Origin of the sequence: Streptomyces sp. NPDC056373 (genome assembly GCF_042262425.1) — a bacterium.
Lineage (GTDB): Bacteria > Actinomycetota > Actinomycetes > Streptomycetales > Streptomycetaceae > Streptomyces.
In genome coordinates this window covers 170,962-194,704 of record NZ_JBHJPX010000006.1, presented here as the reverse complement: position 1 = coordinate 194,704, position 23,743 = coordinate 170,962, and the positions used below count along the sequence as shown (strand labels likewise).

General features: G+C 70.6%; 20 protein-coding genes, 1 tRNA gene and 2 pseudogenes. 16 read left to right on the top strand and 7 right to left on the bottom strand.

Going from position 1 to position 23,743, the window contains the following annotated elements:
• The first annotated feature begins 135 nt into the window (after window positions 1-135).
• From ACFCXS_RS14530 to ACFCXS_RS14510, 5 genes are all read left to right on the top strand, one after another.
• Window positions 136-1,863, top strand: coding sequence for an IclR family transcriptional regulator C-terminal domain-containing protein (locus tag ACFCXS_RS14530; RefSeq protein WP_376643579.1), 1,728 nt, complete (start codon window positions 136-138; stop codon window positions 1,861-1,863).
• A gap of 345 nt (window positions 1,864-2,208) precedes the next feature.
• Window positions 2,209-2,281: transfer RNA gene (locus tag ACFCXS_RS14525), tRNA-Arg, on the top strand.
• A 1,070-nt stretch (window positions 2,282-3,351) separates the two neighbouring features.
• Window positions 3,352-3,873 carry a lamin tail domain-containing protein gene (locus ACFCXS_RS14520; RefSeq protein ID WP_376643578.1) on the top strand — a complete coding sequence of 174 codons (522 nt, stop codon included), beginning with the start codon at window positions 3,352-3,354 and terminating at the stop codon, window positions 3,871-3,873.
• 394 nt (window positions 3,874-4,267) lie between these two features.
• On the top strand, window positions 4,268-4,492 hold the full coding sequence (locus tag ACFCXS_RS14515) for a cold-shock protein (protein WP_376643577.1): 225 nt from the start codon (window positions 4,268-4,270) through the stop codon (window positions 4,490-4,492).
• A gap of 160 nt (window positions 4,493-4,652) precedes the next feature.
• On the top strand, window positions 4,653-5,048 hold the full coding sequence (locus ACFCXS_RS14510) for a molybdopterin-binding protein (protein WP_376643576.1): 396 nt from the start codon (window positions 4,653-4,655) through the stop codon (window positions 5,046-5,048).
• Between the two features lie 178 nt (window positions 5,049-5,226).
• Here the strand turns inward: ACFCXS_RS14510 and ACFCXS_RS14505 are convergent.
• Window positions 5,227-5,433, bottom strand: a pseudogene (locus ACFCXS_RS14505) (class I SAM-dependent methyltransferase); the annotation flags it as partial.
• Window positions 5,434-5,506: 73 nt separating this feature from the next.
• Complete coding sequence (locus tag ACFCXS_RS14500; RefSeq protein WP_376643575.1) at window positions 5,507-5,989, bottom strand: molybdopterin-dependent oxidoreductase; 483 nt, start codon at window positions 5,987-5,989, stop codon at window positions 5,507-5,509.
• A 243-nt stretch (window positions 5,990-6,232) separates the two neighbouring features.
• Here ACFCXS_RS14500 and modA point away from each other — a divergent pair, with 243 nt between their 5' ends.
• The 6 genes from modA to ACFCXS_RS14470 all read left to right on the top strand — a co-directional run bounded on the left by modA (window position 6,233) and on the right by ACFCXS_RS14470 (window position 11,227).
• Entirely contained in the window at window positions 6,233-7,075 is an 843-nt protein-coding gene (gene modA / locus ACFCXS_RS14495; RefSeq protein ID WP_376643574.1) for a molybdate ABC transporter substrate-binding protein, read from the top strand.
• The gene (modB, locus tag ACFCXS_RS14490; RefSeq protein WP_376643573.1) at window positions 7,072-7,923 is read left to right on the top strand and encodes a molybdate ABC transporter permease subunit; all 852 of its coding nucleotides are present in this window, start codon (window positions 7,072-7,074) and stop codon (window positions 7,921-7,923) included. The genes modA and modB overlap by 4 nt, the downstream gene beginning before the upstream one ends.
• Window positions 7,920-9,026 carry an ABC transporter ATP-binding protein gene (locus ACFCXS_RS14485; protein WP_376643572.1) on the top strand — a complete coding sequence of 369 codons (1,107 nt, stop codon included), beginning with the start codon at window positions 7,920-7,922 and terminating at the stop codon, window positions 9,024-9,026. Before modB ends, ACFCXS_RS14485 begins: the two co-directional genes overlap by 4 nt.
• A 169-nt stretch (window positions 9,027-9,195) precedes the next feature.
• Window positions 9,196-9,615, top strand: coding sequence for a molybdopterin-binding protein (locus ACFCXS_RS14480; protein ID WP_376643571.1), 420 nt, complete (start codon window positions 9,196-9,198; stop codon window positions 9,613-9,615).
• 109 nt (window positions 9,616-9,724) lie between these two features.
• On the top strand, window positions 9,725-10,132 hold the full coding sequence (locus ACFCXS_RS14475; RefSeq protein WP_376643570.1) for an NUDIX domain-containing protein: 408 nt from the start codon (window positions 9,725-9,727) through the stop codon (window positions 10,130-10,132).
• Between the two features lie 261 nt (window positions 10,133-10,393).
• Window positions 10,394-11,227 carry a PIG-L family deacetylase gene (locus ACFCXS_RS14470; protein WP_376643569.1) on the top strand — a complete coding sequence of 278 codons (834 nt, stop codon included), beginning with the start codon at window positions 10,394-10,396 and terminating at the stop codon, window positions 11,225-11,227.
• Between the two features lie 84 nt (window positions 11,228-11,311).
• On the opposite strand, the pseudogene ACFCXS_RS14465 reads toward ACFCXS_RS14470, so the two are convergent.
• Window positions 11,312-11,683: pseudogene (locus tag ACFCXS_RS14465) on the bottom strand (EF-hand domain-containing protein); the annotation flags it as partial.
• 271 nt (window positions 11,684-11,954) lie between these two features.
• Window positions 11,955-12,680 carry a GntR family transcriptional regulator gene (locus ACFCXS_RS14460; protein WP_376643568.1) on the bottom strand — a complete coding sequence of 242 codons (726 nt, stop codon included), beginning with the start codon at window positions 12,678-12,680 and terminating at the stop codon, window positions 11,955-11,957.
• Between the two features lie 325 nt (window positions 12,681-13,005).
• On the opposite strand from ACFCXS_RS14460, the gene ACFCXS_RS14455 reads away from it, so the two are divergent.
• The gene (locus ACFCXS_RS14455) at window positions 13,006-15,552 is read left to right on the top strand and encodes a GH32 C-terminal domain-containing protein (protein WP_376643567.1); all 2,547 of its coding nucleotides are present in this window, start codon (window positions 13,006-13,008) and stop codon (window positions 15,550-15,552) included.
• A 147-nt stretch (window positions 15,553-15,699) separates the two neighbouring features.
• Here ACFCXS_RS14455 and ACFCXS_RS14450 read toward each other — a convergent pair whose 3' ends face one another.
• The 3 genes from ACFCXS_RS14450 to ACFCXS_RS14440 all read right to left on the bottom strand — a co-directional run bounded on the left by ACFCXS_RS14450 (window position 15,700) and on the right by ACFCXS_RS14440 (window position 19,314).
• The gene (locus ACFCXS_RS14450) at window positions 15,700-17,871 is read right to left on the bottom strand and encodes a TerD family protein (protein ID WP_376643566.1); all 2,172 of its coding nucleotides are present in this window, start codon (window positions 17,869-17,871) and stop codon (window positions 15,700-15,702) included.
• A gap of 134 nt (window positions 17,872-18,005) precedes the next feature.
• A complete protein-coding gene (locus ACFCXS_RS14445; RefSeq protein WP_376643565.1) occupies window positions 18,006-18,308 on the bottom strand; it encodes a putative quinol monooxygenase in 303 nt (100 codons plus the stop codon).
• Window positions 18,309-18,333: 25 nt separating this feature from the next.
• Window positions 18,334-19,314: a carbohydrate kinase gene (locus tag ACFCXS_RS14440; RefSeq protein ID WP_376643564.1), complete on the bottom strand. Its 981-nt coding sequence runs from the start codon at window positions 19,312-19,314 to the stop codon at window positions 18,334-18,336.
• 250 nt (window positions 19,315-19,564) lie between these two features.
• On the opposite strand from ACFCXS_RS14440, the gene ACFCXS_RS14435 reads away from it, so the two are divergent.
• From ACFCXS_RS14435 to ACFCXS_RS14420, 4 genes are all read left to right on the top strand, one after another.
• The gene (locus tag ACFCXS_RS14435) at window positions 19,565-20,581 is read left to right on the top strand and encodes a sugar ABC transporter substrate-binding protein (RefSeq protein ID WP_376643563.1); all 1,017 of its coding nucleotides are present in this window, start codon (window positions 19,565-19,567) and stop codon (window positions 20,579-20,581) included.
• Between the two features lie 143 nt (window positions 20,582-20,724).
• Window positions 20,725-21,738, top strand: coding sequence for an ABC transporter permease (locus ACFCXS_RS14430; RefSeq protein ID WP_376643562.1), 1,014 nt, complete (start codon window positions 20,725-20,727; stop codon window positions 21,736-21,738).
• The gene (locus tag ACFCXS_RS14425; RefSeq protein WP_376643561.1) at window positions 21,735-22,571 is read left to right on the top strand and encodes an ATP-binding cassette domain-containing protein; all 837 of its coding nucleotides are present in this window, start codon (window positions 21,735-21,737) and stop codon (window positions 22,569-22,571) included. Before ACFCXS_RS14430 ends, ACFCXS_RS14425 begins: the two co-directional genes overlap by 4 nt.
• Window positions 22,572-22,648: 77 nt before the next feature.
• Window positions 22,649-23,677 carry a LacI family DNA-binding transcriptional regulator gene (locus ACFCXS_RS14420; RefSeq protein ID WP_376643560.1) on the top strand — a complete coding sequence of 343 codons (1,029 nt, stop codon included), beginning with the start codon at window positions 22,649-22,651 and terminating at the stop codon, window positions 23,675-23,677.
• The last annotated feature ends 66 nt before the right edge of the window (window positions 23,678-23,743 follow it).

The window sequence follows — 23,743 nt, the reverse complement described above, 5'->3', positions numbered from 1 at the left end:
GACGAGGGAGTAGTGGGGCGGAGGCTGGGCCGGGGCGCCCCAGTGACCGGCATTACTCGGATCACTCGGATCACTCGGATTGCTCGGATTACGGTGGGCCTGCCGCGACCGTCGCGAGCGCAGTACGGAGAGCCGATGCCAGCGAAGCCCATGCCCGAGCCCCAGGAGGGTGCCGCCCCGCCGGCCGACGAGTCGGGGCAGGGGGGCGTACCCGGGGAGGCGGTCACCCCTCTCGTCCGCGGCATCGCGGTACTGCGGGAGTTGACGGAGGCGGGCGGCACTCTGAGCCTGAGCGGGCTGGAACGCGCCACCGGCCTCGCCCGTTCCACGGTCGACCGGATCACGGCCACGCTCGCCCGCATGGGCTACGTCCGCTTCGACGGCAGGGACGTCCACCTGTCCCCGCGTCTGATGGAACTGGGCAACGCCTACCTGTCGGCCCTGCGCCTGCCCGCTCTGCTCGCCCCGCACGCGGACGCCCTGGCCGACGAACTGGACGAGTCGGTCTCGCTCGCGGTCGCCGACCTCGACGGCATCCGCTTCATCCACCAGGCGACCCGCCGCCGCGCGATGTCCCTCAGCTTCCGCATCGGCGACCTGCTCCCCGCCGAACGCACCGCGCCCGGCCCGCTGTTCGCGACCGAGTGGACGGCCACGGACTGGCAACGCTGGCGACACCGCAGGCGGGCGGACCCGAGAGACCTGTCCTTCACGGCCGTACCGCCGCGCAGACACGGAGCGGACGCGCGGGACGACGAGACGTTCCGACGCCGTACCCAAGAGGCGTCGGCGAACGGCTGGTCCGTGGACGACCAGCTCATCGAGCCGGGTCTGGTGGCGGTCTCGGTACCGGTCCGAGCCCCGGGGGCGGACGGCGGGATCGGCGGGACCGCGTGCGTGGCGAGCGTGGTCAGCCACACGAGCCGCCACACCGCACACCACCTGCGTACGACGCTGCTCCCGAGGCTGCGGTCCGCGGTGCGGGCCATGGAACGGGACCTCCGGAACACCCCACCCTCCGAGCCCGGCCCTCCCCCGTCGGACCTGGCGCGCTGGACGGGGGCGTCCAAGCAGCAACTGGGCCGCGAGTTCATCGAATCCCTGGCGCGTGGCCTGACGGTCCTCACGGTCTTCGGCGAGGACAGGCCGGAGCTGACCCTCACGGAGGTGGCCCGGGCGACGGGCCTGGCCCGGGCGACGGCCCGCCGCGCCCTGATCACCTACGACCACCTGGGCCTGGTGGCCACGACGGGCCGCACTTTCACCCTGACCCCCCGGGTCCTCGCCCTCGGCTTCCCGCCCCTGTCCCGTACGTCCCTCCCCGAGATCGCCCAGCCCCACCTGGCCGATCTGACGTCCCGCATCCACGAATCGACGTCACTGGCGGTGCTGTCGCATTCCGGCGAGGAGATCCAGTACACGGCAAGGGTGGCGACAGCCAGGGTGATGAGCGTGAACATCACGGTGGGCACCCGCCTGCCTGCGTACGCGACGGCGATGGGCAGGGTCCTGCTGGCGGACGCGCCGCCCTCCGTCCCCCTCCCCCGGCCGGAAGACCTGCGGGCGCTCACCCCACACACGATCACGGACAACGAGACGCTGGAGCGGTTCCTGACCTCGGTCCGCTCGCAGGGCTACGCCCTGGTGGACGAGGAACTGGAAGAGGGCCTCCGTTCCCTTGCGGTCCCGATCCGCGACCGGTCGGGAAGGGTGGTGGCGGCCCTCAACACGGCGATGCACGCAAGCCGTCACACTCCGGAGGAGTGTGTGACGGACCTCCTCCCGGAACTGACGACCACGGCGACCCGCATCCAGAAGGACCTCCACACAGCGTCCCGCTTCACCCGGGTCCCAACATCCTGACCGCCCTTGGACCGACCTATGCCCCCTTATGGCCGACCTCGGACCGGCCTATGACCCCTTATGGCCGACCTCGGGCCGACCCCTGACCGACCTCGGACCGCCCTCTGACCGACCCCTGACAGCTCCCTGGCCGGCCCCTGCCCGTCCATCCGCCGTCTCGCCCCGCGCGCACCGCCATCTCCCCCGAGCCACCCACCGCTCGTCCCGCATCCCCGCCCGATCCCACACCCACCCACCGCGCCTCCCTGACCCGACCCCCACACCCGTCCGACCCGCATCCGGTACGCTGACGCCTGTGGTCCTCCCAGACCACAGGGCATGTCGCTGCTTGCGTCCACTGCCACTGCCTTCGTAGCTCAGGGGATAGAGCACCGCTCTCCTAAAGCGGGTGTCGCAGGTTCGAATCCTGCCGGGGGCACAGCCTAAGTAGCAGGTCAGAGAGTCACGGGCCCCTCGTTCTATTCGAACGGGGGGCCTGCCTCATGATCGAATGCCACATAGAATCCGCATCCCCACGGGAGCGGTCGCGCAGGCCGCGGCCACTGCCGTAGTTCTGGGCGAGAGCGCATGGAGCCCGAACCGCACGCATCGTCTCTGCCGGGCAATCATTCGGATCGCCCGCGCCATGGGCCCGCCACGCCCGGCCCGTGAGGATGGCGGCGGATGTGGACGTTGCAGTCGGATACGCGCGACATGTCGCTCTCCGACCTGGTGGCCTCCCGTTGGCGGGCGAACCGTTGGCACTCTGCACAGCCGCTCACCGGCTCCGCCTCGGGGAGCGGCAGCCTCTGCTCCACCACGCTCTGGGACCCGTTCACCGGTCTCCTCCTCGTGCGGCGGCTCGGGACGCCTGTTGGTACTCCTCGTGCAACCGGTCCTGGTCCGCGCAGGGGAGGTTCAGGTTCGCGCCCTCGTCGTCCATGGTGCAGCACGTCCGACAGCTGATGACGTCGACGTGTGCTCGCGCACCCAACAATCCGGCACGCGCCTCGCGGTCTACGTGGTCGCGCGGCGCTGTCCCCGCCTCGTCGGCAGCGTCCGGGCTGGTCCGCTCCACGACGCCGACGGCACCGGTGAGGCCGCTGCTCGTTGAACAGAGGAGCTGGACCGGCTGACCGGCCCTCTGTGTGTCGGGGGTCGCCGGCGATGGCGACTTGGAGCTGCGCTGTTACTCACTTTCGGGTGACACCCCTTGCCGTTTGGGGGGTGGTGGAACCTGGCGAAGAGACCTCGCACCGCAATGCCCACAAGGGGCGTGGGTCTGCGAAGGCGTCAACTTCGCGCCCGAAGTGAATAGGTGGACGTTACATCCGAGAGTTATGGAAAGTTGGACAACAGGTAACAGGAGCCATGTTTCCCCCACGACTTCTTCACTGGATGGACAGAGTGCGTGTGCGGCCAGCCGGCCGCGACCGCACACGCACCAACATCCCCGGGAAGGCCACGGTGGCTGCGCCGGGGAGGGTGTCCGCACCGTAAGGGGACCTCATGTCCGCTTTCGCATCCGTCACCGCTCGCCGTATCGCCGCTGCCACACTCACCGCCGGCGCCCTCGTCTCGGTGGTGACCCTCCCGGCATCCGCCGCCGACCACGCCCGCCCCGAGCGGCCGAAGGTGAAGATCTCGGACGTCCAGTACAACTCCCCCGGCCGCGACGACCACTCCAACCGCTCCCTGAACCGTGAGTGGGTGGAGATCACCAACACCGCCCGCCGCGCCGTGAACCTCGACGGCTGGACCCTCCGGAACGAAGACGGCCAAACCTACACCTTCAACCACTACCGCCTCGAAGGCCGCGCCACCGTGCGCATCCACACCGGCATCGGCCGCGACACCGACAGTGACCTGTACCAGGACCGCCGCGACTACGTGTGGGACAACCGCTCCGACACCGCCACCCTCCGCAACGACCGCGGACGCTTCATCGACAACGAGTCCTGGAGCCACCACCGCCACGGCGGCGGCCACGGCCACGGCCACGGGCACGGGCACGGGCACGGCCACCGCTGACCCCCCACCGGCGGCGATGAGCTGAGAGCGCCATCGCCGCCGGTGCCCCGATATCGACACCGACGCCCCCGGCTCCAAGGCGACTTCCATGGCCGGGGGCGTCGCCATGGTCGCCAGAAGGCAAAGCTGATGGTCTGCCACCCGCCTTGACCTTGTAGGTAGGCCCTGGTCGGCTGGCCCCATGGCCACCGACCCGATCGAGTACGGCAAGGCGATGCCGATAGTGGCGGCCCATCTGGGCGAAGGTCGAGCGGGCCTTCAGCCGGACCCGTTCTACCGCGCCTCTGCGTCGCGCAGCCGCAGGTCAGCCTGTAGCAAGCCCTAAACGCCCTGAGCTTCCCAAGCTGCAGTCGCGATACGTCCACGGCGCAGCCGGCACTCGTATAGTCGCTGCATGGTGACCGCGACAGTCCGTGAGTGGTACGACGAGGAGGGGTGGGGGGTACTCGACTCTCCCGAGACGCCCGGCGGTTGTTGGGGCCACTACTCCGACATCCAGACGGAGGGCTTCCGTACGCTGTCACCGGGGCAACGTGTAGATCTCCAGTGGGAAGCCCCGGGCTTCAAGCAGGACGGCTACGACTACCGAGCAGTGAACATCGTGTCTCGGCCGGCCTGACATCCGCACCTGACGTCAACGACGGCAGGCAGCAGCGGCTGCTAACGGCCCCTGACGCCCATGCCTTCCAGGCATCGAACGACCGACCGCCTTCGGGGTGTTCAGGGACGGCCCTGGCCGCTGCGCGCCCGGGAGGGATGCGGCCCCTATCTTGATGCGCATGCAGTCCTACACAATCGGCCAGGCCGCACGGCTCCTCGGTGTGAGTCCGGACACCGCGCGGCGATGGGCGGACGCCGGGCGGGTCGCCACGCACCGGGACGAGAGCGGTCGGCGGCTGATCGACGGGAAGGACCTGGCTGCCTTCTCCGTGGAGCTGGCCAAGAGCGGCGGCGCCGAGGGGGACACCTCGTACACATCCGTTCGTAACGCCTTCCCCGGCATCGTGACGGCAGTGAAGCTCGGCGACGTGGCAGCCCAGGTGGAGATTCAGGCCGGCCCGCACCGGCTGGTGTCGTTGCTGACTCGGGAGGCCGTGGAGGAGCTGGGGCTGGAGGTCGGGGTGGAGGCCACCGCCCGGGTGAAGTCGACGAACGTGCACGTCGACCGGGTCTGAGCGGGGGCCTCCCCGTGCGCGTTCGGCGCGGCCGGAGGGGTGGAACAGCAGCAGAACGCCGCCGGGTGCCGTCACCCGGGCCCATGCCCGCAGGGCACCCACGGGGTCGGGGACGTGATCGACGCAGGGCGCCCACAGCGTCGGGGACGTGATCGACCAGGCCGGCGCTGAAGACGCCGTCCAACGTCCCGGCCCGCAGCGGGAGTCGGCAGGCATCGGCGACCAGAAGTCCGTACGTCCTTCTCCGCCGCGCACGCGAGCATTGCCGGGTGAGGTCCACGCCGAGCACGACGCCATCGGCACCGACCTCGGCACGCAGCGCGGAGGTGGCTCGGCCGCTGCCGCACCCCGCGTCCAGTACCCGTCGGCCCGGGCGGAGCAGCATGCGGGAGACGGCAACCGCATATCGAGGTGCGTCAGCGGCGAAGCGGTCCTCCGCCTGGTTCACGCCCAGTGGTTCACGCCCACGCGGTGTAGCCGCCGTCCACGCGGATGGCGGTGATACCGCTGATGTGCCGGGCGCCGCAGCGGTCCTGGGGCAGGACGAGCTGGGGGCCGGCACGGTCCAGCGGGGTGTCGTCGATGGTGACCGCGAGCAGGACGGGGGCCTGTCCGAAGTCGGGGTCGATCTCCGCCCAGGACAGCAGGGCGTGGTGACCGTCCGCGCCTGAGACCGCGATCAGGAAGCGCAGACGGTCCTTGCGGCGGCCGGGGTCGAAGAACGGGCGGGCGTCCGCGAGCACGTCGTGCAGCAGCGGGCCGGTGAAACGGTGGTGCTGGACACCGCTGGTGGAGCACTCGAAGCTGACGTCGGCCTCGTGCTGGGGCCAGGCCAGCAGGTCGGGGACCGTCAGCCGGGCCGGACACGTCAGATCGCCGCCGAGGGCGAGTTCCGCCACGGGGCCTGCGGCCGTACCGGTGGCTGCGAGGGACTGGCTCACGGGCTACCACCTCCCGGATGACCGTACCCGGACCCGCGTGCCGTACAAACGCACATGCAACCTGCACAGATCACAGTTGCGGCTCATGCGAAGCAACAGGAGACTTTCGCCTCGCATATGCGGCATTATCATCAGCGCATGCACAGCTGATCAGGTCGACCAACGTGGTCGTCGAGGTCCGTGAGGAGTCCGTGACGACCACGAGTGAACGGGTCCGTCAGGACCAGAGGGAGTAGATCCGTGATGACCCGTATCGCGCGCCGGACCCGCCGCCCCTTGCAGGTGACCGCGCTGGGAGCCGCCGCCGTGCTGGCCCTGTGCGCCTGCTCCTCGTCCGACGGCTCCTCGTCCGACGGCTCCTCGTCGACGAAGCCGGACTCCTCCGCCTCTGCGTCCGGCGCGGGGAAGCTGTCCGGCACGGTGACCGTGTTCGCCGCGGCCTCGCTGAAGGAGAGCTTCACGACGCTGGGCAAGGAGTTCGAGAAGCAGCACCCGGGCACCAAGGTCACCTTCAGCTTCGGCGGCAGCGACTCGCTCGCAGCGGGCATCACCGGCGGCGCGCCCGCCGATGTGTTCGCCTCGGCCAGCCCCAAGACCATGAAGATCGTCACGGACGCCGGAGACGCCGCCGGCACGCCCGCCACCTTCGTCCGCAACCAGCTGGAGATCGCGACCCTGCCGGGCAACCCCGACAAGGTGTCCTCCCTGAAGGACCTCGCGAACTCCGACTTGAAGGTCGTCCTGTGCGACAAGGAGGTGCCGTGCGGCGCCGCCGCCCAGAAGGCCCTCGACGCCGGCAGGCTCAAGCTCACCCCCGTCTCCTACGAGCAGGACGTCAAGGCCGCCCTGACCAAGGTCGAGCTGAAGGAGGCCGACGCGGCGGTCGTGTACAAGACCGACGTGAGGTCCGCGGGTGACAAGGTGGAGGGCGTGGAGTTCCCCGAGTCCGCCGACGCCATCAACGACTATCCGATCGCCCTCCTCAAGAACGCGCAGAACACCGAGGCCGCCAAGGCGTTCATGGCACTCGTCCGATCCGCCGAGGGCCAGAAGGTCCTGAGCGGGGCCGGGTTCCTCAAGCCGTGACGCTCCCGACCGGCAGGGCCGACGCCGCGACCGACACCCTCCGGGGCGGTCCGCGGCGCCGGCACGTCCGGACCGGCGTCCCGCTGCCCCTCCTCCTCCCCGCGCTGATCGGCCTGGCCTTCCTGCTCGTGCCGCTGGTCGCCCTGCTCGTGCGGACCCCGTGGCACAGCCTGCCCGCTCAGCTGACCAGCCCCGACGTGTGGCAGGCCCTCAAGCTGTCCCTGATCTGCGCCACGGCGGCGACGGCGGTGAGCCTGGTCCTCGGAGTGCCACTGGCCTGGCTGCTGGCCCGGGTCGACTTCCCCGGCCGCGGCTTCGTGCGTGCCCTGGTCACCCTGCCTCTCGTCCTGCCCCCGGTCGTCGGCGGTGTGGCGCTGCTGATGGCGCTCGGCCGCAACGGCATCGTCGGGCAGTGGCTCGACTCGTGGTTCGGGATCACGCTGCCCTTCACCACCGCCGGGGTCGTGATCGCGGAGGCGTTCGTGGCGATGCCCTTCCTGGTGATCAGTGTCGAGGGCACCCTGCGGGCCGCCGACCCGCGCTACGAGGAGGCCGCCGCCACCCTGGGCGCCTCCCGCTTCACCGCGTTCCGCCGCGTCACACTGCCCCTCATCGCCCCGGGCATCGCGGCCGGAGCCGTGCTGGCCTGGGCGCGGGCGCTCGGGGAGTTCGGCGCGACCATCACCTTCGCCGGCAATTTCCCCGGCCGCACCCAGACCATGCCCCTGGCCGTCTACCTGGCCCTGCAGAGCGACCCGGAGGCGGCCATCGCCCTCAGCCTCGTCCTGCTCGCCGTGTCCATCGCGGTCCTGGCGGGGCTGCGTGATCGCTGGATGACCGCCTCATGACCGACGCCGGGAAGACGGCGGGGGATGCCGTCGGAGCACCAGGTCCGGCAGCCGAAGGCCTCGACGCCCGGCTGGTGGCCGAGCGCGGCTCCTTCCGCCTCGACGTGAAACTGACCGCGGCCCCCGGCGACGTGGTCGCCCTCCTCGGCCCCAACGGCGCCGGCAAGACCACCGCCCTGCGCGCCCTCGCCGGTCTCGTCCCGCTCGCCGGAGGCCATCTCTGGCTGGACGGGGCGGAGTTGGCCCGTACGCCACCGGAGTCCCGCCCGGTCGGCGTCGTCTTCCAGGACTACCTCCTCTTCCCCCACCTCACCGCACTCGACAACGTGGCCTTCGGGCCGCGCTGCCACGGCGCCACCAAGGCGGAGGCCCGCGCCCAGGCCACCGAGTGGCTGGAGCGCATGGACCTCACCGCCCACGCGTCCGCCAAGCCCCGCCGCCTCTCCGGCGGCCAGGCACAGCGCGTAGCCCTCGCCCGGGCCCTGGCCACCCACCCCCGTCTGCTCCTCCTCGACGAGCCCCTCGCGGCACTCGACGCCCGCACCCGCCTCGATGTCCGGGCCCAGCTCCGCCGTCACCTCGCCGACTTCGAAGCGGTCGCCGTACTCGTCACGCACGACCCGCTCGACGCCATGGTCCTGGCCGACCACCTCGTCGTCATCGAGGACGGCAAGGTCGTCCAGGAGGGCGCCCCGTCCGACATCGCCCGCCGCCCTCGCACGGACTACATCGCCCATCTGGTCGGCCTCAACCTCTACCGGGGACAGGCCGGAGGGCAGGCCGAAGGACACACGGTCCGCCTCGACGCCGGCCCCGCGATCACGACCACGGAAGACCTCACCGGCCCGGTCTTCGTCGCTTTCCCGCCCAGCGCCGTCACCCTCCACCGCGACCGCCCCACCGGCTCCAGCGCCCGCAACCTGTGGCGCTGCGAGGTGGCGGGACTGGAATCCCACGGAGACCAGATCCGCGCGGCCCTGTCCGGTGAGCTCTCCTTGATCGCCGACCTCACCACGGTCGCCGCGGCCGAACTCGACCTCCATCCCGGAGCCACGGTCTGGGCGGCGGTGAAGGCGGCCGAGACGCACGCGTACCCGGCGTGAGGAGCCGCTCGGGCAGCGGAACGGACCAGCCGGTCCGGGTCTGCGAGGCCGTACGCGACCAAGGCCTCGCGGTTGCGACAGGTCCGGCACGGACAGCACCCTCTTCGGACTACGGTGGGCCACAGAGCAGCGGTAACCCGGACAAAGCCCCCGCCTGAGGAGTTCCGCCATGAGCCTGAGCATCCGCAACCAGATCCCCGGCACCGTCACCGCCGTCACTCCCGGGGAAGCCATGGCCACGGTCAGGGTCCGCCTCGACGGTGGGCAGGACGTCACGGCCGCCGTCACGGTGGACGCGGTCAAGGACCTCGGCCTCGCCGAAGGCTCCGCGGTGCAGGCCCTCGTCAAGGCCACGGAGGTCTCGCTGGCCACCGGTCCGGTGGAGGGCCTGTCCATCCGCAACCGGCTGCCCGGCACCGTGCGCGGAGTCGCCACGGGCGCCGCGATGGCCTCGGTCAGGATCACGGTCGAGGGAGGCGAACTGACCGCCGCGATCACCAAGGAGGCGGTCACCGACCTCGGCCTGAGGGAAGGCACCGCCGTCACCGCCCTGTTCAAGTCCACGGAGGTCTCGCTCGCGACCGCATGAACCGCATGCGAGGCGGGACGTCGGCAACAATGAGGCGACGCGCCCCTGCGACCCCCTCGCGGCCGGCGTCACGGCAGGGCAGGATGCGGAACACCGATACGGTCCCGTCATGGCGAATGGCAACCGTGTGCCGGAGAAGGTGGCGTGGATCCTGGTCCGGGACGAGCTGGTGCTCGTGACGCGCAGTCACGGCAGGGATCGCTTCTACCTGCCGGGCGGTCACCGTGAGCCGGGCGAGTCCGACGGCGAAACCCTGTTGCGGGAGATCGACGAGGAACTGCGGGCCGCGATCGACCTCCGTTCCATGGTGCACTTCGGCACCTTCGAGATCGGCGAGGGCCATCCGGAACACGGCCCGTTCCGGATGATCTGCTACACCGCCGGCCACCGCGGCGAGCTGACCCCCGCGCGGGAGATCGCCGAGAAGGCGTGGTTCCGCTATGCCGACAGGGACCGGGTCTCCGCAGTCGACGGGCTGGTCTTCGACGCGCTTCACCAGGCCGGCCGGCTGCTCTGACCTCCTGACCGCCGCGGCTCGGTACACGCGCTGTTCGGGTCCTTCCTGTCTGCCCGCGGCAGACAGGAGAAGACCGGGCGGCCGCGCCGGGAACAGCCGGGGCGGCCGGCACGGTTGCATCGATCGAGGACCCGGGCCGCACGGACGACGGGCCCGGAGGCCTCGAGATCGTCCGCACCACCAGGGCCGCCCGGGCCCCAGGATCGCGGTAGACCCGCCACGCACTCGGACCAAGACGTATCTCCGCAGGAGGACTGTTGCATGACTGACCGGCCCTTGACGCTCATGGCAGTACACGCCCACCCCGACGACGAGGCCACCGGAACCGGAGGGGTCCTCGCGCGGTACGCGGCAGAAGGCATCCGCACGGTTCTCGTGACGTGTACGGACGGCGGTTGCGGTGATGGGCCGGGGGGTGTCAAGCCCGGCGACCCCGGGCACGATCCGGCGGCGGTCGCCTCGATGCGCCGACAGGAACTCGAAGCCAGCTGTGGCGTTCTGAAGGTCAGCGATCTGGAGATGCTGGATTACGCCGACTCCGGGATGATGGGCTGGCCGAGCAACGACGCCCCCGGATCCTTCTGGCAGACCCCCGTGGAGGAGGGCGCGGCACGGCTCGCCGAACTCATGCGGCACTACCGGCCCGATGTGGTCGTCACCTACGACGAGAACGGCTTCTACGGTCACCCCGACCACATCCAGGCCCACCGGATCACCATGGCGGCGCTGGAGCTGACCGACCTGACCCCGAAGGTGTACTGGACCACGATGCCCCGCTCGGCGATGGCGCGGTTCGGCGAGATCATGCGCGAGTTCGGCGAGGACATGCCGGAGCCGGATCCTGCCGAGGCCGCCGCGCTGGCCGAGATCGGCCTTCCCGACGACGAGATCACCACGTGGGTCGACACCACCGAGTTCAGCGGCCAGAAGTTCGACGCGCTGGCCGCGCACGCCAGTCAGGGCGAGAACATCTTCTTCCTCAGGATGGGCAAGGAGAGGTTCGGCGAGCTGATGGGCATGGAGACCTTCGTACGGGTCCAGGACGCCACCGGCGCGGCCGTACCCGAGAACGACCTCTTCGCCGGACTGCGCTGATCCGCCCGCCCGGCCGGCCGGGGAAGTGCCCGGCCGGCCGTGCGGCTGCGCCCGATGGTGACACCGCAGCGGACGGGACGACGGTCATGCCTGTGCGAGGAGCGGGTCGTAGGGGGTGGTGCGCCGGCGGCCGGTCATGAAGGACAGGAAGTCCTTGATGAACGCGCTGCGCGTGTACGCCGTCTCGGTGCCGGCTGTGTCGCGCTGGAAGGCGGTGCGGAACAGGGCGCGGTATTCGTCCGCGTCGATGGTCTGGTCGTCGTCCTTGTCCGTGGCGTCGAAGAGGACTTCGGCGACTCTGATCAGTGCGGGTCCAGCGAGGGAGGGAACGGCCGCGGCGTACTCCTCGGCGCTCACGCGGCCGTCGCCGTCGGTGTCGAGTGCGGTCTGCAACTCGCGCCACCAGCCGGCGAAGGCGTCGTAGAGCCGGGTCTCCTCGGGTTCGTCCAAGTCGAGCTCGATGGCGTCGAGGTGGGTGGCCAGGCTCTGCTGCGCCTTGCGGCGCCGTGTGGACATGTCGGTGAGCCTGGCTTCCTCTTCGGTGAGGACGGTCCGCACGATGTCGACGTAGTCGGGGCCGACCTTCCACACCGCCTGCCTCTGGCCCAGGCCGGGGATGCGCTCGATGGCCCAGGCGGGCAGCCCGAGCAGCGCGCCGACCGTGGCAGCCTCCGCCGGGCCGAGACGGCCGACGTGGGCGATCCCGCGCTTTCGGGCAGGGAATCTCTCAGCCGGTGATGTCCAGCGACACGTCCGTGCCGAGTACCAGGTCCTGGCTGGTCAGGCTGTCGATGAGGGCCCGCAGGGTCTGCGCGAGGTGGTGCCGGCAGGCCGCGTCGGCCGCTTGGGCGTCCGCTTGCGTGACCGCCTTCAGCATCGCGCGGTGCTCCTCCAGCGAGGTCAGCATGCGCCGTGGGCCGCTGTGCGAGAGGTGACGCAGGCGTACGGTCTCACTGCGCAGGTCGCGGATCGTGCGGGCGAGGTAGGGGTTGCGGCAGGCCGCGATGACCGCCTGGTCGAACGCCTCGGTGATGTCGTAGAACTCCTGGTACGAGCCTGTCTGCGCGGCGGGGTCCAGCGCGCGGAAGGACTCGTCGAACGCCTCCAGCCGCTCCAGCAGTTCACGGAACGGCACCAGCACCCGCTCGTCGGCCGCGCCCACCGTGGCGACCGAGGCGGCCGCCCGGGGCTCCAGCAGCATCCGGAACTCGAACAGGGCGCGCACGCCGCCCAGGGAGATGGCGGCCACCCGGGCCACCTCCCCCGGTGCGAAGTCGACCAGCCCTTCCCTCGCCAGCCGCCGGATCGCCTCCCGCACCGGCGTCCGCGAGGCCCCCAACCGCTCCCCCAGCTGGACCTCGCTCAGCTTGGCCCCCGGCCGCATCCGCAGCGACTCGATATCACCCTTCAGCCGCTCGTAGACCGCCTCGCTCTTGCCGGTCGCCCGGGCCATGTGACTCCCCGTTCATCCTCGCGCACACACTTGTGTATACAGGTTACGGCCGATGGCGGGCGGGCTCCCCCTTGCCCGGCCGGCGGGGGACGATCGGCACTCGAGCGCCGCAGCGCGCACCGAACCAATTCGCATCCACACCGTTGACGCGGCCACCTGACTGCGTCTCATAATCGGGCAGCCACTGTCATCGATGACACAAGTCAACGATGACACCCTCGGGCGACGGCGGAGCAGCCTTCGTCGGGCCGGGGCGCACTTCTCGGTCTTCGCGCAGGGTGCTTCCCTCGCCGCTGCGTCGACGGCCGTGGGACAAGGAGCCGCTATGAGCCGTATACGCGTATCCCGGCAGACCCGCATGCGGGTGGCGACGGTGGTGACCGCCTTCGCCCTGTCGGCGGCCCCGCTCACCCCGCAGGGCGTCGCACAGGCCTACACCGAGACCTACAGGCCCCAGTTCCACTTCACCCCGCAGAAGAACTGGATGAACGACCCCAACGGTCTCGTGTACTACAAGGGCGAATACCACCTCTTCTACCAGTACAACCCGAACGGCAACTCCTGGGGCGACATGTCCTGGGGGCACGCGGTGAGCAAGGACCTCGTGCACTGGGAGGAGTTGCCGCTCGCCCTGTCGCACGACGACGAGGAGATGGTCTTCTCCGGCGGCGCGGTCGTCGACCGGGACAACACCACCGGGTTCGGCACCAAGGAGAACCCGCCCATGGTGGCGATCTACACCAGCGCCTACAAGAAGGGCGGCAAGCAGGCCCAGTCGCTCGCCTACAGCACCGACCGGGGCCGCACCTGGACCAAGTACCAGGGCAACCCCGTGATCGACATCGGCTCCGACAACTTCCGCGACCCGAAGGTGCAGTGGTACGCGCCGACCAAGAGCTGGCTGATGACGGTGTCGCTGTCCGCCGAGCACAAGGTGCGGTTCTACTCGTCCAAGAACCTCAAGGACTGGGAGCTGCAGAGCGAGTTCGGGCCGGCCGGCGCGACGGGTGGCGTGTGGGAGTGCCCCGACCTGTTCCCGCTCGCGGTCGACGGGGACCCGGCGAAGATCAAGTGGGTCCTCGTGGTCAACCTCAACCCCGGCGGCATCGCGGGTGGTTCGGCCGCCCAGTACTTCGTCGGAGACTTCGACGGCAAGAAGTTCACCCCTGAGGACAAGGGCACCTACACACCGCCCGCGGGGGACGTCGTGCAGGACTTCGAAGGCGACGGCTTCGGGGACTGGACGGCGGCCGGAACCGCGTTCGGCCAGGGGCCGGCAACCGGGACGCTGGACGGTCAGCAAGCCGTCTCGGGTTTCGACGGCAAGGGTCTCGCCAACAGCTTCCACGGCGGTGACGGCACCACCGGCTCCCTCACCTCGCCCGAATTCACCGTGACCAGCCCGTACCTGAACTTCAAGATCGGTGGCGGGCGGCATCCGCACAAGGCCGGTACGGTCCTGGACGGCACCGCGCCCGAGGGCACGGTCCTCGCCGACTTCGAGGGCGGCGGCTACGGCGACTGGACGGCGACCGGGGACGCCTTCGGCACGGCACCGGCCACCGGCACCCTCCCCGGCCAGCAGCAGGTCTCGGGATACCTGGGCAGCGGCCTGGTCAACACCTTCCGCAGCGGCGACTCCACCACCGGCACCCTCACTTCGCCCGAGTTCACCGTCGACAAGAAGCACATCAACTTCCTCATCGGCGGCGGAAACCACCCGGCGGACGCGGCCGACCCCACCGCCGTCGAGCTCCTCGTGGACGGCCGGGTCGTGCGCAGCGCCACGGGGAAGGACTCCGAGGCGCTCGACTGGGCCTCGTGGGACGTCGGCGACCTCTCCGGCAAGAAGGCGCGGATCAGGATCGTCGACGACAACACCGGCGGCTGGGGCCATGTCAACGCCGACCACATCGTCATGTCCGACACCCCGGTCCAGCGCGCATCCCAGGAGACGTCCGTCAACCTGATCGTCGACGGCAAGCTCGTCCGCAGCGTGACCGGTACCGACAGTGAGGCCATGGACTGGGCGTCCTTCGACATGCGCCCGTACGCCGGCAAGAAGGCGCGGATCCGGATCGTCGACACGGACACCGGCGGTTGGGGCCATGTACTGGCCGACCGGTTCACCACCGCGGACAAGCCCGCGGAATCCGTCCTGCGGCGCGCCGGCTGGGCCGACTACGGCAGGGACTACTACGCGGCCGTGTCCTGGGAGGACGCGCCGGACGGCAAGCGCTACATGATCGGCTGGATGAACAACTGGGACTACGGCCAGGCCGTCCCCACCTCCCCGTGGCGCGGCGTGCAGAGCGTCCCGAGGGAGATGGCTCTGCGTACCGTGGACGGCCGGATCCGGCTGACCAGCAAGCCGGTGGGCAGTCTCGAGTCCCTCCGGCAGACCGGCCCGGCGAGGACATCCGGCGTCACCGTCCGGAGCACCTCGAAGTCCCTGACCAACCTCGGGGCCCAGGGCAAGGCCCTCGACATCGAGGCGACCTTCTCCCTCAAGGACGCGGACCGCTTCGGCCTGAAGGTGCGCACCGGCGCGGGTGGCGAGGAGACCGTCATCGGCTACGACACCGCCGCGCAGGAGCTGTACGTCGACCGCGGCCGTTCCGGCGCCCGGGACTTCAGCAGCACCTTCCCCGGCGTGCAGAGCGCCCCGCTGAAGGCCGAGAACGGCAAGGTCAGGCTGCGGATCCTCGTCGACTGGTCGTCCGTGGAGGTCTTCGGCGGCAACGGAGAGGCCGTGATCACCGACCAGATCTTCCCCGACCCCTCCAGCACCGGCGTCGAGGTGTTCGCCGAAGGAGGCGCCGCCACCCTGGACGACCTCCGCGCGTGGCGGCTGAAGTCCATCTGGGGGTGACGAGCTGCCGGGGGTACGAAAACCGGGAGGCGCCACGCGGGCGCCTCCCGGCCGGAGTCGAGGGCGAGGAAAGCGAGGGAACTCGAGTCATTTGGAGTGAATGAGAAGGAAGCCCCCTCATGGCCTCGCCGTCGGCAACGCTAGCACTCAGGCCGGGATCAGGTCGCGCAGATTTCCGAGGGTGATGATCCGGGAGTCCGGGTGCAGCCCCTCGGGTCGTTCGAGACCGATGTACGTCACGGCCTCCTCGGGGACCGGCCCGCCGTCCCACAGGTCCACGGCCGTGGTGTCGCGGGACATCAGGTCGATCAGGTACCTCGTCGTCAGTTGCTCGCGCTCCACGAGGGCACGCACCACCTTGGACACCGACACCTGGTTCTCCTCGACCCGGTTCGCCTCCGTGATGCCCCGCAGATACAGGTGCAGCCACTTCGCCCGCCACGTGCCGTCGTCTCCGCGCCGGAAGACCAGAGGCAGTGCCACCCGGCCGACCCCGCGCAGCTCCGACTTCATCCGGACCGTGCGAGGCTCGAACGGGCGGCCCTTCTGCTCGCCTTCGCGCAGCATGAACCCGAAGAACGACTCCTCGGCGTCCTCGAAGCCCTCGCCCGCGAAGATGTTGACCTGCGGGACGATGTACCTGCTGCGCACCCGGTCCAGGGACAGGTCGATGAACTCCGAGGCCCCGTCGGGCGCCTCGGTGACATCGCCCGAGTGCCGGCCCCCGACGGCTCTGAGAGAGGTGTAGGAGAGCCAGGAGTCGGTGCTGTAGTCGCTGCGCAGAAGCAGGGCCGACAGGTCGTAGTCGGTGCGGAACTCGGTCTGCTTCCAGTACACGAAGAAGCGCAGCAGTTCGCCGTCGACCCGCGAGAGCGAACCCCGCGGGAGTACGCCGAACCCGGCCGCGGTCGCCCTGCCGCTGAGCGGGAGCGCCACGTCGAGGATCTCGGGGTCGAGCAACAGGCGGCGCGGCGCCGGGAGTCGGCGGCGCATCTCGGCGTCGAGGGCGGTGATCAGCCGGTCGCGGTCCGCGGCGGGTACCGGAGGCCGGTCGTCGGGCGCCACCCAGGCGCGGCCCAGGCGGTTGACGAAGATGCGGGGTGCGTCGGTCTCGCGCTCCCGGTTGTGGAAGTGCTCCCGGACCGAGAGGACGACGCGGCCGGAGACGTCGGGAGCGACCTCCACCGCGGCGGCCACCACCGCGTCCCGCTCCTCCTGGCCGGCGGCGATGCGCAGTAGGAGGTCCAGGGCGCGGTACAGCTTGCCGGGAGCGGATTTCAGCAGCTTCACCGCACCGGTGACGTCGTACTCGTCGAGCAGCTTCTCGACGCGGCTGTCGAAGGAGCGGGCCTCCCTCTCGCCCCGCGCCACGGCGAACACGTCGGCGGCGTGCGGCCGGCGGGGGTACTCGTGCGGGTGGAGACGCTCGCCGAGGCGCTTGAAGGGCTCCCGGTGCGCGTGCACGTCGGCGAGCTTCGCCGGGTTCGCCGCGACCACCGCGTCGAGGCCCGCGAGCAGCCCCCGGCGGACGGGCCGCGGCAGAGTCCGGAACCGGGTGGGTTCCTGGAGCGTCACGTCGCCGCCCGACAGCGCGCAGGCAAGGCGCAGCACGTCGGTGACGGTGTCCAGCAGGAGGTCGGCGCCGACGCCGAGGCGGGCCTCGTTGACGACCGCCCGGTTCTCCCGTACGGGGATCGACTGCGGCCGGGGGCCGTCGGCGCAGCGTTCGGCGAGGGTCCTGAGGTCGCGCAGGTGGTCCTCGCTCAGGGGCGTCGTGCTGCCCGCCAGGGCGAGATAGAGGGCGGTGAGTTCGGCGTCCAGGTCCCGGCCGAGGTGCAGGACGGTCACCCGGTCGCCTGCCGAGGCGATCAGCTCGTCCTGCGCCGCGAGCATCTCCTCGTAGGTGTGCTGGTAGCGGCCGTACGTGGGCAGGCTCAGCAGGTTCAGGACGCCGTGCGTCAGCTGCGCGAGCACGTTCTCGCGCGAGGTGTCGTCGGCGAGTGCCTTCGCCACGCACCGCATCCAGAACTCCTCGGTGTCGGGCACGTTCGCCGGGAAGTCGATGAAGTAGGAGTTGTGCCGGACGTGGTCGCCCACCATCTCGCTGACGGTGGCCAGCGTGCGCCGGGCGGTGTGCACGACCGCGGCCTCGGACAGCCCCGACAGCCGCTCGAGCAGCTCGGCGGAGAGCTTGAAGCCCACGGAGGTCAGCGCCGCGTCGAACTGCCGGGCGGCGGTGGCGCCTTCCCCCGCGGATCCCTTGGGGGAGGGCAGGCGATGGGTGTGCCGGATGACCAGCGATTCGAAACTGTGCGCCATTCGGGGATGATCGCAGAGGCGCGCGAGGCGACGCACAGGAGTTTTCTTCGGGTCCGCCGGCGGCCCGTCGCCCTCCCGCTTTCGCACGACGCCGTGCGCCGGGGCCCCGGCGGGCGGGCCCGGGCCGACGCCCGTCAGGGACGCGTCGTCAGCGGATCGAGGAACGTCAGAACGGAGGCGTCCTCCTCGATCAGCGGAGTGAGGGCGGCGTTGAACGGGCCGCCGTACGGGGCGGCCAGGTGTGCCTGGAAGGCGTCCTCGTCCCGGTAGACCTCGAAGATCCAGTAGGCGCGGGGGCTTGCGGTCTTGGTGTAGACGTCGAAGGCCAGGTTGCCTTCCTCCTCGCGCACCTTCAGGGCGTACTCCTGGATCAGGCGGGCGACCTCGTCCTCCGCTCCCTCACGGGCGGTGAATTCGGCGAGCAGGGTTTTCGTCATGGGTCTTCCGTCCTGTCCGTGGGGTTCAGTGGGTGGAGTCGAGGTGCCGGACAGCGGAGGCGTCCGGCCCGAGCGGCGGCAACTGGTCCTGCCAGGGCGGGTTCGGACCGGCGACCGAGCAGGTCAGGGCCGCCACCCGCACGGCGAACCGGCAGGCCGACTCGACGTCGGCGAGCCGCAGGTCCGTCAGCCTGCCGCCGAGGAGTCCGTGGGTGCCGAGGTGGTGCAGCAGACCCGCCGTGAAGGAGTCCCCCGCGCCGACGGTGTCGACGACCGGCGTGGCCACCGCCGGCACCCGCACGCGTTCCCCGTCGAGTGAGGCCAGGGCCCCTCCGGCGCCGCGCGTGATCACCACGAGCCGGGTCCCGGCCGCGTGCCAGGTGTCGCAGGCCTGCTCGGGTGAGGTCCCGGGCAGGAGGAGGTCCAGGTCGTCCTCGCTCAGCCGCAGCACGTCCGTGAGGCCGCACCAGTGCGCCAGCCGGGCGCGGTAGACCTCGGGGTGCACCAGGAGCGGTCGGACGTTGGGGTCGATGCTGATGGTGGCGGTCGGGGCGGCCGCTGCCAGGAAGTCCTCCACCACCGCCGCTCCCGGTTCCCTGACCAGGGCCAGCGAACCGGTGTGCACGCAGGCGGTGCCGGCCAGGTCCACCCCGGCCAGTTCCGCGGTCGTCCACTGCCAGTCGGCGGTGGCCTGGGCGTGGAAGGAGAACGCGGCCTGGCCCTGGGCGTCCAGTTCGGCGACGGCGAGCGTGCTGGGCTCGGCGGCCTCCACGGCGTGCGTGAGGTCCACGCCGGATGCCTCGAGGTGGGCCCGGAAGAGGCGGCCGAACACGTCGCCGGACAGCCGCGCGAGGAAGCGGGCCGGGGTGCCGAGGCGGGCCAGGGCCACCGCCGTGTTGGCCGGCCCGCCGCCCGGCAGGACACGCAGGGCGAGTTCGTTCGGGGCAGGTGCGGGCTCGGTGAACGCGTCGGCGACGCATTCTCCGAGGACGGTGATCCGGCTCATGGGCTGCTCTTCTCTGGGACGCGCGGAGCGGAAACGGGCAGGACCCGGGCACGCCGGTGAACGGCTTCGGGGCGGGCGGCCGCCGAGGGGCGTTGCCGATTTGTGACGGGTGCAAGGCATTGACGTTGCCGGTGAGCGGAGTCCATCATCCTCGCCAAGCAGTGTCAACGATGACATCAGTCATCGTTGACATCGCGGGACGGCAGGCCTCGCTGCCGGCCACCCGCCCGACATCCCGCTGGAGTCGTTCATGTCACGCACCTCTCGTCTCCCCTCCTCCCTGCTCCGAGTCGCCGCGTGCACGGGCATCGCGGCCCTCACCCTGACCGCCTGTGGATCCGGATCGGGATCGGGCAGCACGAGCACCGGCTCGGGCGAGGTCAAGGTCGGCCTGATCACCAAGACGGACACCAACCCGTTCTTCGTCAAGATGAAGGAGGGCGCGGAGAAGTCCGCGAAGGCCGAGGGCGTCAAGCTCATGACCGCGGCCGGCAAGTTCGACGGCGACAACGCCGGGCAGGTCACCGCGATCGAGAACATGGTCGCCGCCGGCGTGAAGGGCATCCTGATCACCCCGAGCGACTCCAAGGCGATCGTGCCCGCGATCGAGAAGGCCAAGGCCAAGGGCGTCCTGGTCATCGCCCTGGACACCCCGACCGAGCCGCAGAGCGCGGTCGACGCCCTCTTCGCCACCGACAACCTCAAGGCCGGTGAGCTGATCGGCGAGTACGCCAAGGCCGCGATGAAGGGCAAGAAGGCGAAGATAGCCGCCCTCGACCTGGCGCCGGGCGTGTCCGTCGGCATCCAGCGGCACAACGGTTTCCTCAAGGGCTTCGGCGCCACCGACAAGGACGTCGCCTGTGCCCAGGACACCGGCGGTGACCAGTCCAAGGGCCAGACGGCGATGGAGAACTGCCTCCAGAAGGAACCCGGCATCAACGTCGTCTACACCATCAACGAGCCCGCCGCGCTGGGCGCGTACACCGCGCTCAAGGCCAAGGGCCGGGAGAAGGACGTCCTGATCGTCTCCGTCGACGGCGGCTGCACCGGCACCAAGGCCGTCAAGGACGGCAAGATCGCCGCGACCTCGCAGCAGTACCCGCTGAAGATGGCCGCCGAGGGCGTCAAGGCCGTCGTGACGTACGCCAAGGACGGCAAGAAGGCGTCGGGTTACACCGACACCGGAGTCACCCTGATCACCGACAAGGCGCAGGACGGCGTCGCTTCGAAGGACACCGCCTACGGCCTGGACAACTGCTGGGGCTGAGCCGCCGGCTCCCGCTGCCACCGTTCGACACCCCTCAGCGGGGCGGCCGGTCCCTCCTCCCCGATGCGGGACGGCCGCCTCCTCGTCCTCCTGCCGCCCTGAAGGGACGGACAAGGACTTCTGTCTTCCGACAAGGACCTCGCATGACTGCCACGTCCACGCCACCCTCCACGTCCACGCCGTACGCCGATCTCAAAGCGCCGACCACGGTCCGCCGACTGCTCACCCAACCGACCACCGGCCCGCTGATCGCCCTCCTGCTGGCCTGCGTCTTCTTCGCCACCTCGACCGACCAGTTCCTCACCGGCGGGAACTTCTCGCTGATCGTCCAGCAGGTCATGGTCGTCGGCACGCTGGCCATCGGCCAGACGCTCATCATCCTCACCGCGGGCATCGACCTGTCCTGCGGAGCGGTGATGGCGTTCGGCAGCATCGTGATCGCGAAGATGGCCGCCGAGGGATCCCTGCCACCGCTCGCCGCGATCGCGCTGGGCCTGGTCGTCTGCGCCGGCTTCGGCATGCTCAACGGGGCACTCGTGCAGAAGATCCCGCTGCCGCCGTTCATCGTCACCCTCGGCATGCTCAACGTGGCGTTCGCGCTGACGCACATCTACTCCGAGGAGCAGACGGTCAGCAACCTGCCGGGCCCGCTGACGGCCCTCGGGCAGACCTTCCCGCTGGGCAAGACCGACATCACCTACGGCTCGCTGGTCACCATCGCCCTGTTCCTCCTCCTCGCCTACGCGCTGAGCAGCACCGGCTGGGGCCGGCACGTCTACGCGCTGGGCAACAGCCCGGAAGCGGCGCGGCTGAACGGCATCCGCACCTCCCGGCTGACCATCGGCGTCTACACCGTGGCCGGTCTCCTCTACGGCATCGCCGCCCTGCTGCTCATCTCCCGTACCGGCGTGGGCGATCCGCAGGCCGGGCAGACCGACAACCTCGACAGCATCACCGCCGTGGTGCTCGGCGGCACCAGCCTCTTCGGCGGACGCGGCTCGGTCCTGGGCACGTTCATCGGCGTTCTCATCGTCGGCGTCTTCCGCAACGGGCTCCAGCTGATGGGCGTCGCCTCGATCTACCAGACCCTGATCACCGGGGTGCTGGTGATCCTCGCGGTGACCGTCGACCAGATCTCCCGGAGGAAGGCCCGATGACCACGACCACCACCGAGACCCCCGTGCTGCAGGCGCGCGGTCTCGTCAAGCGCTACGGCCAGGTCACCGCCATCGACGGCGCCGACTTCGACCTGATGCCCGGTGAGGTCCTCGCCGTCATCGGCGACAACGGCGCGGGCAAGACCAGCCTCATCAAGGCCCTCACCGGCGCGGTGGTGCCGGACGAGGGGGAAATCCGCCTGAACGGTGAGCGGATCCAGTTCTCCGGCCCGCAGAGCGCACGCGCCCACGGTATCGAGACGGTGTACCAGGACCTCGCCGTGGCGGCGTCCATGGACATCGCCTCGAACATGTTCCTCGGCCGCGAGCTGCGCCGCCCGGGCGTCCTCGGCAGCGCCTTCCGGATGCTCGACAAGAAGCGCATGCGCCAGGAGGCCGCCGAGCACATGGCGGACCTGAAGATCGGCCTGCGCTCGCTGACCCAGGCCGTCGAGACCCTCTCCGGCGGACAGCGCCAGGCCGTCGCGGTGGCCCGCGCCGTCGCCTGGGCCCGCAGCGTCGTCGTCATGGACGAACCCACCGCCGCCCTCGGCGTCAAGGAGTCCGGCCAGGTCCTCGACCTGATCCGCCGCGTCCGCGACAAGGGCATGCCGGTCGTTCTGATCAGCCACAACATGCCGCACGTCTTCGAGATCGCCGATCGGATCCACGTCCACCGGCTGGGCCGGCGCGCCGCCGTGATCAAGCCGTCGGACTACTCCATGGCGGAGGTGGTGGCCATCATGACGGGCGCCCTCACCGTCGACGAGTCCGGAGATACTGTCGTAGCGGATTCCGAGGCCGCGAAGGCCGCCGGAGTACAGGCCACCTGACAGCGCAACCCCGCTCCCGCGTGTTCCGGCCGAGGCCGCGGCCCGGAACCGGGAGCATCCAGGAGACGGTTTACTCCATGGCAGCGAGCCGCAGACCCACCTTGGCCGATGTCGCCAGAGAAGTGGGTGTCAGCGCCAAGACGGTCTCCCGAGTCCTCAACGAGGACGGGCCCGTCTCGGCCCGGACGCGGGAGCACGTGCTGGCCGCGGTGGCCGAGTTGGGCTTCCAGCCGAACCTCATGGCCCGCAACATCCGCGTCGGCGGTCCGGACACGACCATCGGGCTGGTCGTCCCCGACCTGGCCAACCCCTTCTTCGGAGCCGTGGCCCGCGGTATCGAGGACACGGTCCGGGACCGCGGACTGACGCTGCTCATGGGCTCGTCGGCGGACGACCCCGAGCGCGAGCGCGCCCTGACGGCCCAGTTCCTGGCACGGCGGGTCAGCATCCTGATCGTCGTGCCGTCCGTCGGCGCCGACCACTCCGACCTCAAGTCGCACCGTACGGCGGGCCTGCCCGTCGTCTTCCTGGACCGGCCGGGGGTCGGTCTGTCCACGGACAGCGTCGTCAGCTCCAACCGTGCGGGGGCCCAGGAGGGCGTCGCGCACCTGATCGCCCACGGGCACCGCCGCATCGGGTTCGTCGGCGACCTGCCGGTCAAGCTGTACACCCGCCGCGAACGCCTCGCCGGATACCGGGCAGCCCTGGTGGAAGCCGACATCCCCCACGATCGTTCGCTGGTGGTCAGCGCGCACGATCAGCAGGGGGCGGAGGCCGTGACGGCGCAACTCCTCGAACGGCCCGATCCCCCCACGGCCCTGTTCGCCGGGAACAACATCATGGCGCTCGGCATCGTCGCGGAACTCGCCCGCAGCAAGCGCAAGAACGTGGCCGTCGTGGCCTTCGACGACGTCGCCCTCGCCGAAGCACTGGAACCGGCCCTCACCGTCGTGGCCCAGGACCCCGAGGAGATCGGCCGCAGCGCAGCGGCCACGGCCCTGGCCCGGCTCGACGGCGACCGCTCCCGGGCGCGCACCATCACCGTGCCCACCCGGCTGATCGTCCGGGGGTCGGGGGAGCAACGCATGCGGGACGGCGGTCGCTGACGGGCCGGAGCGCCTCCCGCAAGCGGTGGGGCCCCGGACGGAAGAGCAGGTGGCGGGCCCGGCCGG